Consider the following 13,253-nt stretch of genomic DNA (forward strand, 5'->3'; position numbering starts at 1 on the left):
CGTTCGCTGATGCAGCCAGATTCGCGCCACAAGACCTTCACCACCGATGAATATCGCCGCCCAGAAGAGGAGACCTTATGAGCCAGCACCCTGCTGACGAGGTGTCTGCCACCATCATCCCAACCCGCTGGGTTGGCCCCATCCGCATCACAGGCGATCTAGACGAGAGCGTCGAAGTTCCTCTCGCCACATACGAGACCCCGCTGTGGCCGTCCGTGGGGCGTGGGGCACGCGTGTCTCGACTCGTGGAAGACGGTATCCGAGTCACCATTGTTGATGAACGTATGACCCGGTCTGTGCTTCTCACCGCAGACAACGCGGAAGCCGCACATACCGCTGCACGAATGGTCGATGCGCGTTTCGCAGAGTTGGAACAGGTCGTGCGCGGTCAGAGCAACTATGCTCGGCTTCTTGAGGCGCACAGCGAGATTGTCGGCAACCTGTTGTTCGTGCGCTTCGCGTTCTCAACCGGCGATGCCTCGGGACACAACATGGTCACTCAGGCCTCCGACGCATTGTTGGGTGCAATCCTGTCGTGGGGACTGGCGGTGGAATACGGTTCCGTTTCCGGTAACTACTGCTCCGACAAGAAGGCGACCTCAGTCAACGGCGTCCTTGGGCGGGGACGCCGCGCTGTCGCAGAGATCCTGATTCCGCACGAGGTGACGGCCCGCACGCTGCGAACCAGTGCCCAGAAGGTCACGGACCTTGTCACCCGCAAGAATCTGGTGGGTAGCACCATCGCCGGGGCAGTGCGCTCAGCGAACGCCCACTACGCGAATATGCTCTTGGGCGTCTACCTCGCCACCGGCCAAGACGCCGCGAACATAGTGGAAGGATCGCAGGGCATCACCTACGCCGAAGTACGCGAGGACGGACTGTACTTCTCATGCACCCTGCCGCACCTGATCGTCGGAACCGTCGGCAACGGCAAGCACCTGCCGCACGTGGAGGAAGCCCTCACCCGCCTCGGCTGCCGTGAGGAGCGCGAACCGGGCGAGAATGCCCGCCGACTCGCCACGATCACGGCAGCGACGGTGCTCTGTGGTGAACTCTCACTGCTGGCAGCACAAACCAACCCAGGTGAACTCATGGCGGCACACGTCGCATTTGAGCGCACGCCATCACGTCCCGCACGAGGAAACCAGGCATGACCACGATCGGTATCCACGACCTCGCCCTTGCCACCGCGCACCACGTTGTTGACCTCTCCGAACTTGCAACGGACCGAGGAGTCGACCCGGGGAAATATCTGACTGGTCTGGGCCAGACCAGCATGAGTTTTCCAGCGCCTGACGAGGACATCGTGACGATGGGCGCAACCGCTGCGCGCACGCTACTGCACAGGACGGGCACGGACCAGGTTCGGTGGCTCTTGTTTGCCACTGAATCTGGAGTGGACCAGTCCAAATCGGCGGCAGTTTACGCACACCGTTTGCTTGATCTTCCCTCACATGTGCGAGCAGTGGAGTTCAAACAGGCCTGCTACGCGGGTACCGCAGCTCTCCAGGCGGCTCTTGGTATCGTGGCCCGCAACCCACACGATCAGGTACTCGTTATCACATCTGACGTTGCCCGATACGCCCTGAACTCGTCCGGCGAGCCCACCCAGGGAGCTGGTGCGGTTGCGATGCTGGTGTCCGCGAATCCGGGACTCCTGGAGATCGAACCGATCTCCGGTGTTGCAACGCGAGATGTGGACGATTTCTGGCGTCCCAACGATGCCTCGACGGCCGTGGTCGACGGACGGCTTTCTGTCGCTGCCTACATCGATTCTCTGATGTTGGCATGGGACGACTACGCTGCTCGCGGAGGAAAGCCCGTCGATCAGATCGATCGTTTTGTGTACCACCAGCCGTTCACCAGGATGGCGGTCAAAGCGCACCTGGCCCTCGCCCGGCACACCGGTATGCCAGGGGATACCGCTGCGATGGGTGCGGGTCTGGAGTACAATCGACTACTCGGCAACTCCTACACGGCATCGCTGTATGCGGGGCTGGCTGCCTTGCTCGATTCTGACACCACTCTTGCCGGCCAGCGGATCGGTCTGTTCAGCTATGGTTCCGGCAGCGTGGGGGAGTTCTTCACCGGGGTGGTACAACCTGGCTACGACCGAACTTGGCATCACCAGGCAACGGCAGATGCACTTGCCGCACGCAGCCCTCTCAGCGTTAGCGCCTATGAGAAGTTGCACGCAGTGGCACTGCCCAGTGACACAGACGCCGATACGCCGCACGTGACGGCAGGTCCGTACCGATTCGCGGGAATTGAGAATCAGGCTCGCCGCTACGAGAGCACCGTCTAGGTCCTGTGGTTCTTCACGAACTGCCAACACCGCTGGACATGAAGACTGATTCTGGCGGTGGTGGTTTCAACCAATAGGTTCGGTTTCGAGTGTGCCGGACATCTACACAAACCCTCTGGGATGCAAAAGGCGGCTGGTGTGACTCGCTCATAGTCACACCAGCCGCCTGGTATCTAATTGCGGATGAGCACCTTGAGTGCGTTCTCCTTGGCAGCGTTGCCGAAGACTTCATATGCGTTGAGTATCTCGTCAAATGTGAACTCGTGAGTAACGAACTTCTCGACAGGCAACTTCTTCTCTGCCACGAGTTTGAGAAGCATGCCGAGCGTGCTCGTGCTGACCAAGCCCATAGTGATGGCGACATCCGATATCCACAGCTCATTGATGGCCAGTTCAACTGGCTCGCCGTGGACGCCGACGTTTGCCACCGTTCCTCCGGGGCGTACGATCCGCGTTGCTCCAGTGAACGTGGACGGAATGCCGACTGCTTCAATCGCAACGTCAACGCCAAGACCATCTGTGAGTGCCTTGACCTTGTCTTGCCAATCTGCATCGCTGGAGTTGACAGTGTCGGTGGCACCGAACTCGCGGGCACGTGCAAGGCGATTGTCATCAAGGTCAACTGCGATGACCTTTGAGGGTCCTGCGAGACGCGCGGTCATGACGGCGGCTAGACCGACTGGCCCTGCGCCGATGACCGCGACGACATCACCGGGTTTGGTGCGACCGTTGCGGACTCCGATCTCGAAACCGGTCGGAAGGATATCGGAGAGCAAGATACCTTCCGAGTCAGTTACTCCGTCTGGGACTTTGTAGAGTGAGTTCTCTGCAAATGGAACCCGAACGTACTCTGCCTGAGTGCCATCGATGAGGTGTCCAAAGATCCATCCGATACCGGGTGCTCCCTCGTCGGCGAGACAGTGTGAATAGAGTCCTTGTTTGCAGTAGCTGCAACGACCGCAGGAACTGATGCATGCAAGGATGACGCGATCGCCAACCGCTAGTTCGGAGACTCCGCTGCCGAGTTCGGTGACGACTCCGACACCTTCGTGGCCGAGAATGCGCCCGGCCTCAACGGCGGGGACATCACCTTTGAGTATGTGGAGGTCGGTGCCGCAGATGGTGGTGGCTTCCATCTTGACAATGGCATCGGTTGGATGTTGGATTTGTGGGTCTGGGGCTTCTTTCCACTCCTTTTGACCGGGTCCCTCGTAGACCAGTGCCTTCACGTTAAACACTCCCTTGTGTTTGTCGTTTCCGGCCCTCACCCCGTATGACATGTGCACCCGTGCATACGACGTTGTAGGCGAGTGTGTCTTTGGGAACTTCGTGCGGGTTGTCCGCTGAGAATTGGTGGGACCGGACCCTTGGTTGGGGTTGGTCCTATTCATTCTTGCAGAAAGTATCCTTCTGTCAATGGAGCACAACTGACCACAAGGGTCAGGACACCACCAGCCCACTGGGTGAGAGGCTCAGATTGAGTTCAGCGTAGGACGTAATACGTGGCAGGGGATCAGCGAGTGGGGAGGAGTGGTTGCCAACCACGACGGTCGTTGCGCCCGAGGCCAGCGCAGAGATGAGCCCTGCCTCGGCGTCCTCAAACGCGATACAGTCGGTGGCCGAGAGGCCAAGCAGGGAAACCCCCATCAGGTATGGAGTGGCGGCGGGCTTGCCATCAGAACATTCATCTGCGCTGACCATGATGGGCGGCACCCCAATGCCTGCTGCCTTGAGCCTGATTGATGCGACCTCGCGACTTGCGCTTGTGACAACTGCCCAGGGCACGCCAAGATCGGTCAGACGTTTGAGGAACCTGCGGGCACCGGGCACCTCGACGATTCCCTCGGTTCGGGTGTGCTCCTTGAGATCCATATCGGCCTCGATTCGGGCGACCTCGTCGGCGGATGCGTGAGGAAGGAACAACCTGATCTGGTCCACAGTCTGGAGCCCGTGTGTGCGGGCCAAGACGGTCTCCAGATCGAGTCCGTGATCGGCGGCAAACTCACCGAGTATCTGATTCACCACCGCTGTGGAGTCCACGAGGGTCCCATCCATATCGAGTAGCACGCCCGCGAACTGACGCTCGAAATCCATGATGGTCCTTCCTCGTGAATGTGAATCCGAGATCTAGGGTATCTTCACCTTGGTTGAGACCACGCAACGTGGTGTGGCGGCGGCACTAGGATTGGGGAATTCGTGCCCACATGCTTAAGCGGGTGGTGCGTTCTGTCGTGATTGGAACGAGCACGTCAACGCGCCAATCGCCCGGCTCGGTGAAGTTGAAGTCCGCGTAGGAATACTCTGTCTCCCCATCAACCCGTGGAACAACTCGTGTGACAGGGTTGGCGGTGTTATCGGGGGCAGTTCCTGGAGCGAAAATCTCGAACTCCACGTTCTCGTAGATGGAGAAGGCGCCGCCGGTAAAGATCTCGTACTTATAGGTGTTTACCCCGGTCGTACCCAGGTCGAGGTACCCGTGTACGTGTAGTCCGCCTTCTTCAACCATCATTTCGACCGGTGCTTGCGGTGTGCTGATTGGCGACGATTCGTTCAGGTCCCGTTCCGGCACCGTTGGGCTGGTGGCTGGTTCTTGGGTGGGTTCCATCGAAGCCGCAGGTGGTGGGGTAGCTGAGTGAGGATTGGTGTGGGTGAGAATCCCGGAGACAAGTCCGACGGCAAGAAGAAGTACGGCCTCCCACATGATTGTTCGCCGGAACAGAAGTTCCGTGTTGTTCGGCTTACTGAGACTGGCCCCCTGAGCACAGGCAAGGGGTGTTGTGGAATTCAGTGCCGGCACCAGTCGGAACTTGTTCCATACTGCGAACACGAGTACTGCGGTCACGAGAAGCAGTTTCGCTCCCAGCGTCGTTCCGAAGTCCGTTGCGGTCAGCGAGGCCCATGAATCGGAGATGATCACGGCCATCACAACCCCAGAAACCGTGAGCGCGAGAACACTGACGGACGCCAAACTTGAGAACCGGGACACTACACGGGCAAGCACATCGTGGGACATCGACTGAGCGTGGCGCATGAACACGCCCAAACAGATCACCCCACCGAGCCAGAACGCTCCAGCAGCAAGATGTACGAAGTCAGACACCTGCATGAGCCAGGCCGGTTTCATGGATTGCGTGTGCCCGGTCAGGATCGGGCCGATGAGCGCAGCGAGTGCAAGGAGACTCACAAGCACGCGAAGCCACAATGTGTTTCCCGAGCCTCCTGACGAGAAGTTCGCCTGCGTGAGTAGCGCACTTGCCAGACCAGCCGTGATCACGAGCAAGACAGCGACATGGGCATCTATCATGAGTGGCTGCCATAGGGCGGGCCGAAATATGGCGTTGAGCGGCTCCTGCGCGATCTGAAGTGCTGTGACCGGGATGAGCAGGATTGTGGCGAGCACCGCGAGCGCGCTGCCCGTGACGGCGATGAGCATGAACGGACGGTGGGCGATGGTGGAAGCGTCTTGAGCGGGAAGAACAGCCGCTGTGAAGATGAGCGCGCCCACCGCAACGAGCAACCCCACATACTGTAACCCTGTGAGAGTTGTGACCGTGGTTGCGGTGGGGATGACTACGTGGAACATGGCTCACATCTTTGTGCGGGGGCGAAGGCTCTGGTAAGTGTGCTGGACCGCTACGAATGCCCGCAATGGGGAGAAACAACCGAACAGCGGTACAAGCTGCGACTCCGCTTACCCTGTCCACATACATCTGGTGGCCCAACCTCTCCGTGCTGGCTGGCACGGAAGGTTGAGCCACTGTAAAACCTGTGGAACAACGAGACTAGACTCCTACGTACTGTGCCAGGTGTTGTCCCGTGGTGGTGGCCTTGGCCGCCACGAGGTCAGCAGGCGTCCCCTCGAACACGACCTGTCCACCATCGTGACCGGCGCCCGGACCAATATCGATGATCCAGTCGGCATGAGCCATGACCGCCTGGTGGTGTTCGATCACGATGACGGACTTGCCTGAGTCAACGAGGCGGTCCAGTAAGCCGAGCAGTTGCTCGACATCGGCGAGGTGCAGGCCGGTGGTCGGTTCATCGAGAACGTAGGTGCCGCCCTTATCCGACATGTGAGTTGCGAGCTTCAGGCGTTGACGCTCACCACCAGACAGCGTTGTGAGCGGTTGGCCCAGAGTGACGTAGCCGAGGCCAACATCCACCAGATGTCCAAGTAACTTCGCGGCAGCGGGAAGTTTGGCGTCGCCAGTGAGGAAGAACTCGTGTGCCTCGGAGATCGGCAAGGTCAGAACCTCGTAGATGTTCTTGCCGCCAAACTGGAACTCCAACACCTCGTCTTGGAATCGGCGACCCTCACAGGTCTCGCACACGGAGGACACGGAGTTCATGAATCCGAGCTCCATGTAGGTGACCCCGGCGCCGCTACAGGTTGGGCAGGCGCCCTCCGAGTTCGCGCTGAACAGGGCTGGCTTTACACCGTTGGCCTTGGCGAAGGCCTTGCGAATAGGCTCCAGCAAACCCGTGTAGGTCGCAGGGTTGGAACGCCGTGATCCCTTGATGGGGGACTGATCCACATGGATGACCTCGCGCCCATCTGGTCCAGGAGAAGGCACTGAGGAATGGATGAGCGAACTCTTACCGGACCCAGCGACACCCGTGACCGCAACGAGCACGCCAAGCGGCACATCGACGGACACATCTTTGAGGTTGTTGGCGGTGGCCCCACGAATCTCAAGTGCGCCAGAAGGCGTACGTACGGAATCCTTGACCGAAGCGCGGTCCTCAAGGTGGCGTCCGGTCAGCGTGTCCGACTCTTTCAAACCGTCGTACGTGCCCTCATACATGATCTGCCCACCGGCGGAACCTGCGCGTGGTCCAAGGTCGACCACGTGATCCGCAATTGCAATGACCTCGGGCTTGTGCTCCACCACAAGGACGGTGTTGCCCTTGTCGCGCAGTCTGAGAAGCAACTCGTTCATGCGCTCAATGTCGTGCGGGTGCAGGCCAGCGGTCGGCTCGTCGAACACATACGTCACGTCGGTCAGCGCCGAACCGAGGTGGCGGACCATCTTCGTGCGCTGCGCCTCACCACCAGAGAGCGTTCCCGCGGGACGGTCCAGTGAGAGATAACCCAGACCGATCGACACGAATGAGTCGAGCAGGTCGCTCAGATTGGCCAGCAGCGGCGCGACAGAGGGCTCATCAAGTTCCTTCACCCACTGTGCCAGATCGCTGATCTGCATCGTGCAGGCGTCGGCAATCGAGATTCCAGCGATCTTCGACTCACGGGCATGAGCGGCAAGGCGGGTTCCGTCGCAATCCGGGCACGTCTGGAACACGACCGCACGGTCCACAAACGCGCGAATGTGCGGCTGGAGCGCATCCTTATCCTTCGACAGTAGGGATTTCTGGATCTTGGACACCAGGCCCTCATATGTCATGTTCGCCCCACCCATCTTGACCTTGGTGGGCTCCCTGTACAGGAAGTCTTCCCGTTGTCTAGCCGTGAAATCCTTGATGGGAACATCGCCGGGCACGAACCCAGACTCAGTGAAGAGCTTCACGTACCAGCCGTCTGCCGTGTAGCCCGGGATCGTAATGGCGCCCTGCGACAAACTCAGGGACTCGTCGAAAAGCTCATTCAAGTTGATGTCTGTGACCTGTCCGATGCCCTCGCATCGAGGGCACATGCCACCCAACTGATTGAACGTGGCCTTGACCGCCTTCTTGTTACCGCGCTCGATCGTGATCGCACCAGAAGCCTTCACGGACGGAACATTGAACGAATACGCGTTCGGCGCACCCACGTGCGGGTCACCGAGACGAGAGAACAGCGTCCGCAGCATCGCATTTGCGTCCGTAGCAGTACCCACGGTTGAACGGTTGTTCGCGCCCATCCGTTCCTGATCCACGATGATCGCCGTGGTCAGATTCTCCAGATGGTCAACCTCGGGACGCGCCATCGACGGCATGAAACCCTGCACGAACGCCGAATAGGTCTCGTTGATCATGCGCTGCGATTCCGCGGCGATAGTGCCAAACACGAGTGAAGATTTACCTGATCCCGACACGCCTGTGAACACCGTCAGCCGGCGTTTGGGGATATCGAGGGAGATGTCCCTGAGATTGTTCTCGTTGGCGCCGCGAACACGAATGACATCGTGGGCATCGGCGGGCAGAACGTTGGCGGCGGAAGCATGCTCGGACAGGTGCGCCGAAACGGCCATGACACTCTCCTGGAATTGTGCGCGGGCTTGGGGGAGCGACTGACCGAGACCAGCGCCGCCAAAGCGGGGTGCGGGATGCCGGAAAGTCAGAATCTAAGTGTAAGTGCACCCACCGACACCCGCCTCAAAACCCAAAGACGACACAGAAACACCCACCCGATCCCACCCACACCGCACTTAACTGCGGATACGTCCACTAGGCGAGAAATGTACTGGCCACAGCGCTACGAAGTGGGTAGGCTCATCAGACACCTACGAGAGGACTCCCGTGAGTTTCAAGAACAAGGTGCGTGAGTTTTTCGGCGGAACCGAAGCCGGACACGACACCTACGAACTGGTATTCGAAGCATCTGATGCCATGACGGCGCGGAAAATCTCGGACGCACTGCGTGACATCTGCGATGAGCACGCGATTGAGTGGCTGTCCCTGCATATCGACCCTGAAACCGCCAAACAGGGCATACCCGAAAACGTCGACGCAGAGATGCGCGGCACCACGGCAGACGTCGCTATCGGCGCGCTGACCACCCGCGAAATCGACTGGGTCTGCGACTACGCCCCCAACAGTGCGGACGCCGAGTTCACGGATCTAGATGGCAGCAACCCCTGGAAGATTCGTATCGAGGAGGGGCGCAAGCTCATCGTCACCGGTCCGCGCGGCCAGCTCGCGCACCTGCTGGAAAAGCCAAAGTTCGCGGCCCTGGAACTGGTGAAGATCGACTAGAGTCCATCACGCACCCATTTTCCGACGAGACCACCGTTGAATGAGCGGTGGTCTCGTCGGATTCTCGGGTGGGTGGCGGCAATCCCGCTCGATTGGCGACGAGTCGGAAGGGCGAGTTCCCTTGTCTCCAGCAGTTTGTATGGCTGGGAACTGCGTCTACTTTACCGGGCTACCGTGTTCGCGGTGGGGGCTCTCCGCTGCGTTCCCTTGTCCCAAGTGCGACAACGCAGACGATCAAGAGCACCGACAACACGGCGCCGCCCGCATTCAGGCCGGGATAGCCAACTGCCGCAACAGACACGCCTGCGAGCAAGCCACCGCCAGCACCCGCAAGGCTCATGAGGGTGTCGCTTGCGCCTTGAACGGCAAGCCGGTCATCCGGCCCAACACTGCCAGACACGTGGGCAGCCCCAGCGATCGTTGCGAACGACCAACCAAGACCGAGCAAGATCAGACCGACCGTGACGAGAGCATGGTTTTCGCTGCCCAGACCGGCAAACGCGGTCGATGCCAAGAGGATCAACGCTCCCACGATCATCGTGCGAGTCGCGCCAAATCGGTCCGTCACCATACCCACAACCGGTGAAAACGCGTACATGCCCACCACGTGTAGAGAAATGGTCAGCCCAATCAGGTTGATCGACGCACCGTGATGGTCCATGTGCACGGATGTCATCGACATGATCGCCACCATGATTGCATGCCCCAGCACAATCGCCACAAGTCCCACCTGCGCGGCCCGATTGTTGTGCAACACGCCGAAGGACTCACGCAGCGACGGTTTACGCGGGACAGTCACGACCCGCGCAGGAATGTCGGCGGAGTCCTGAACCTCACCGGCGTTCCGTGCCGCCGCCTGAGCCAGCAGTAGCGCCGGGTCTGGGCGCAGCCCGAAGAACAAGATGAGTGCCGCCGCCATCATCCCGCCACCAGCGATAACGAAGATGCCCGTGTACTGCGGCAACCCAAGCGCACTACCGATGGCCTCGCCAACACCCAACAGGTTCGGCCCCGCCACGGAGCCAACGGTTGTGGTCCACACGACCAGTGAGAGATCGCGGGCCTTACGATCCGGCGGCGCAAGGTCGGTTGCGGAGAACCTCGCCTGTAGGTTGACAGCAGAACCCACACCGATCAGCGCGCCCCCAAGCAGCAGAACCCAAAACTGTGAGGTGACTCCGGCAAGAATCATCGCAACGACACCAACGAGAGCGATCACGATCCCGGAGCACAGGGCAACCCGCCTGCCGGACCGAGCCGCAAGACGAGCAAGAGGTAGCGCCGCAACCGCCGCGCCAAGAGTCATGACGGTTGTCACAGACCCGCCCCAGGACTCCGAGCCTGACAACCTGACCGCAAGCAGCGCACCAACCGAGATAACAGCGCCGCTGGCGATCCCAGAAAAGATCTGAGCAGCGGACAAAACCTTCAGGACACGTTTTTGATGCGGGACAAAATCGCGGTATTGCTGGGCAGAGATAGTCACGCGTTTACATTAGTTCACATGGGCGTGTCCTTGCGTCAGGGTCCACTACCGACCCAAAAACCGACGAAACCAGCGATAAAAGATGGGTGGTTACGTCAGTTTTTGGGTAGGTGCCGTTTCACCCGTAGGGAACGGGGACCTCTCACCGGGCAACTCCGCCAGCTAACCGCTGCGTTCCCTTGTCCCCAGCGGTGTTGTTTGGCTGGGAACTGCGTCTACTTCGCTTCGGTAGGGATCTGCTGCGCGACATCCCTACCCTCCGCTACGTTCTCTTGTCCCCAACAGCCCAGATCCCACGATGATACCCAGCGCGATTGCGAACAGTGAGATACCTGTCGTGACAAAACTCGTGATGGTTTGGGTCGAACCGGTAGCGGCCTCGGTGAACGAGATGAATCCGATCGACCCAGGCACCAAAATCCAGAAGGACACGAGTTGCGTGACGGTTGCAGAGGGGGCGGTACGGAACTTCGAGAGGAACCGCGCGAGTGGAACCACCACGAGCGCACCAAAGAAACCGGAAAACTCGGGCGGCACGATCAGCATGCCGAGCCGCTGCGCACCATATGTGAGAGCGAGTGCGACCACAAGCCACAGGTACGATCCCTCAGGCGCAGAACGGGCAAACACGTACCCGAGCGCCAAGAGCGCAATGCCGAGCAGCGGCGTCCACGGCCCAATCGAATTGAGCACCACCTCATTGGTTGTGGTGGTATCCGGCACAATGGCCATGCCGATCACCACGCCGAACGCGAGCAGCAGCAACTGCGACAGTCCGTAAATCAGACGTGATGACCCGGAGATCACCTCGTCGCGGGTAAGTTCCATCGCCGCGAGAGCAAGGGTGCCTCCGGGAAGGAAGGGCACCAGCGCAGGGGCTATCAGACGGATCGGAACCTCATGGGTCAAATCGACCAGGAATGTCGAGGCCACGATCGTCACCACAGCCGCACAGATAACGGGCATCGCAATGGACATGGTTGAGAATCTTCGCCCTATAAGCGTGAGCACGCCTACGATCAACCCGAGAATCAGGTACGCCGGAATGGCAGGCCACACCGGGTTGATGAGCAGCCCGATGGCAAGTGTCATGAGAATCTGCCCGACCAATTGAACGAACGGGTTGAACCGTGAGGTCGAGTTCATGACCCGTTCGATCTGCGCGAGCGCATCGTCGGGTTCGATGACGCCGCGCCGCGCCCGATCCACAAGTGCGTCGATCTGGGCCGACTGGTCGAGGCGGAAGGCCTGCCCCTCAAGCGCACCGATTTCTGCGCGCCTATCGGTTCCCTCGATCTGAATTGCGATGAGGGTTGGCAGGGTCACCACCCGCACGGGCGGCATGTTGTAAGCGCGTGCAATCTCAAGCATCGTGTCCCGTACGTCCGGGGTCGCGTGACTGGACTTGAGCATCGCTATGCCAAGCAGCCGCATCATGGATAGGATGCGGTCAATCTTGTCCTGTGTGTGCGAGATTGGAACCGACTGTGTCTGTTCCTTGAACAGCATTCCCTTGAGCGATTGCAGGGGATTGCGCAGTATTGACTGCGGTCCCACCACCACGACATCTGGGATGCGTGGTTTTTTCACCTCTGTCTGCGGTGGGATGGCCTGCGGGATTTCGTTGCTTGACGACGATACGGCGTTTTTGTCCGCCTGGTCGTGTTGGGTGGTTGCCTGAGTCGAGTTGTCCATGTGCGGGGCGGACTGTTGTGCAGACTCAGGGGCTGTGGCTTCTGATACCGGTTTTGTCTTACGGGTGCGCGAGGAGGCTGGTGCACTCGAAGACTCTGCCCAGTCGGGTGCGCTCGCGGGCGTGCTGATGGTCCGCAGGTAGGCGGCTTCCGGATCACTAGGACGAATGACCGCGTCTGCGGTGCCCCATTCCTCCTGCCTTGGATCGGAGTGGTTGGCGGTTGCGGGCGTGGCAGGCCCCTGTGCGGGGGCGTTTTGGCCATCTTCCGACTGTTTGTCTGCCACTGGTACCTCGCCTGATTGAGAACTTGAAACTTGGAAACTTAACTCGTTAGGAACTGGAACGGCCGCGGAGTCGATCAAGATCGCGGCGTTCACGTTTGGTGGGACGTCCGGAGCCACGTTCTCGTTGCGCCACGATGACTCGTTCTTCCTTCGGTGGCGGCGGAGGTGTGTGGTCGATATAGCACGTGACGGCGATTGGTGCGCCAACACGTTTGTTGATGAGTCTGGTCACTTCCACGATCTTTTCGCCGGCTTCGGAATACACGCGGACTGTGTCCCCGACTTTGACGTGGGTTGATGGTTTGACCTTCTCATTGTTGAGGCGGATGTGCCCGTTTTTGCATCCTGTTGCCGCGACCGCACGGGTTTTGGCGAGTCTCACAGACCATACCCACACATCGAGTCTGGTGCGCTGAGCGGGGGTTGTGGGTGGGTTCTCCATGCTTTAAGCCTACGTGGATGGTGTGAAAAAGATCGGAAGTTCGTGGGCAGACGACGCGAGTGTCTGATGAGGGACGTAAGATTTTCTGCATGACCTTTTTTGGTGCTTTTCAAAGTGACGTGAGTTCG

At 59.7% G+C, this 13,253-nt stretch carries 10 protein-coding genes; 3 read left to right on the plus strand and 7 right to left on the minus strand.

All coding sequences use genetic code 11. From position 1 onward, the window contains the following. Positions 1-77: 77 nt before the first annotated feature. A complete protein-coding gene (locus tag ACFSYH_RS10580) occupies positions 78-1,154 on the plus strand; it encodes a hydroxymethylglutaryl-CoA reductase (protein ID WP_377466929.1) in 1,077 nt (358 codons plus the stop codon). Next, positions 1,151-2,305 (plus strand): hydroxymethylglutaryl-CoA synthase, encoded by a 1,155-nt coding sequence (locus ACFSYH_RS10585; RefSeq protein ID WP_377466930.1) that lies wholly within the window; start codon positions 1,151-1,153, stop codon positions 2,303-2,305. The genes ACFSYH_RS10580 and ACFSYH_RS10585 overlap by 4 nt, the downstream gene beginning before the upstream one ends. A gap of 173 nt (positions 2,306-2,478) precedes the next feature. On the opposite strand, the gene ACFSYH_RS10590 is transcribed toward ACFSYH_RS10585, so the two are convergent. From ACFSYH_RS10590 to ACFSYH_RS10605, 4 genes are all read right to left on the minus strand, one after another. Further along, positions 2,479-3,534: a zinc-dependent alcohol dehydrogenase family protein gene (locus tag ACFSYH_RS10590; protein ID WP_377466931.1), complete on the minus strand. Its 1,056-nt coding sequence runs from the start codon at positions 3,532-3,534 to the stop codon at positions 2,479-2,481. A gap of 211 nt (positions 3,535-3,745) precedes the next feature. Next, entirely contained in the window at positions 3,746-4,399 is a 654-nt protein-coding gene (locus ACFSYH_RS10595; protein ID WP_377466932.1) for an HAD-IA family hydrolase, read from the minus strand. A gap of 85 nt (positions 4,400-4,484) precedes the next feature. Beyond that, a complete protein-coding gene (locus tag ACFSYH_RS10600; protein WP_377466933.1) occupies positions 4,485-5,888 on the minus strand; it encodes a copper resistance D family protein in 1,404 nt (467 codons plus the stop codon). Positions 5,889-6,087: 199 nt separating this feature from the next. Beyond that, positions 6,088-8,493 carry an excinuclease ABC subunit UvrA gene (locus ACFSYH_RS10605; protein WP_377466934.1) on the minus strand — a complete coding sequence of 802 codons (2,406 nt, stop codon included), beginning with the start codon at positions 8,491-8,493 and terminating at the stop codon, positions 6,088-6,090. 268 nt (positions 8,494-8,761) lie between these two features. On the opposite strand from ACFSYH_RS10605, the gene ACFSYH_RS10610 reads away from it, so the two are divergent. Next, a complete protein-coding gene (locus tag ACFSYH_RS10610; protein WP_377466935.1) occupies positions 8,762-9,217 on the plus strand; it encodes a hypothetical protein in 456 nt (151 codons plus the stop codon). A gap of 169 nt (positions 9,218-9,386) precedes the next feature. On the opposite strand, the gene ACFSYH_RS10615 is transcribed toward ACFSYH_RS10610, so the two are convergent. From ACFSYH_RS10615 to ACFSYH_RS10625, 3 genes are all read right to left on the minus strand, one after another. Then, positions 9,387-10,703: an MFS transporter gene (locus ACFSYH_RS10615; protein WP_377466936.1), complete on the minus strand. Its 1,317-nt coding sequence runs from the start codon at positions 10,701-10,703 to the stop codon at positions 9,387-9,389. Positions 10,704-10,955: 252 nt separating this feature from the next. After that, complete coding sequence (locus tag ACFSYH_RS10620; protein ID WP_377466937.1) at positions 10,956-12,683, minus strand: threonine/serine exporter family protein; 1,728 nt, start codon at positions 12,681-12,683, stop codon at positions 10,956-10,958. A 46-nt stretch (positions 12,684-12,729) separates the two neighbouring features. After that, positions 12,730-13,125, minus strand: coding sequence for an RNA-binding S4 domain-containing protein (locus ACFSYH_RS10625; protein ID WP_377466938.1), 396 nt, complete (start codon positions 13,123-13,125; stop codon positions 12,730-12,732). Positions 13,126-13,253 lie beyond the last annotated feature (128 nt).

The organism is Populibacterium corticicola (genome assembly GCF_042683685.1).
In the GTDB taxonomy this organism is placed as follows: Bacteria; Actinomycetota; Actinomycetes; order Actinomycetales; family Cellulomonadaceae; genus Timonella; species Timonella corticicola.

Bases quoted from the DNA above. Each gene is read 5' to 3' on its own strand.
- ACFSYH_RS10580 (WP_377466929.1), top strand. From the start codon at position 78: ATGAGCCAGCACCCTGCTGACGAGGTGTCTGCCACCATCATCCCAACC.
- ACFSYH_RS10585 (WP_377466930.1), top strand. From the start codon at position 1,151: ATGACCACGATCGGTATCCACGACCTCGCCCTTGCCACCGCGCACCAC.
- ACFSYH_RS10595 (WP_377466932.1), bottom strand. From the start codon at position 4,399: ATGGATTTCGAGCGTCAGTTCGCGGGCGTGCTACTCGATATGGATGGG.
- ACFSYH_RS10600 (WP_377466933.1), bottom strand. From the start codon at position 5,888: ATGTTCCACGTAGTCATCCCCACCGCAACCACGGTCACAACTCTCACA.
- ACFSYH_RS10605 (WP_377466934.1), bottom strand. From the start codon at position 8,493: ATGGCCGTTTCGGCGCACCTGTCCGAGCATGCTTCCGCCGCCAACGTT.
- ACFSYH_RS10625 (WP_377466938.1), bottom strand. From the start codon at position 13,125: ATGGAGAACCCACCCACAACCCCCGCTCAGCGCACCAGACTCGATGTG.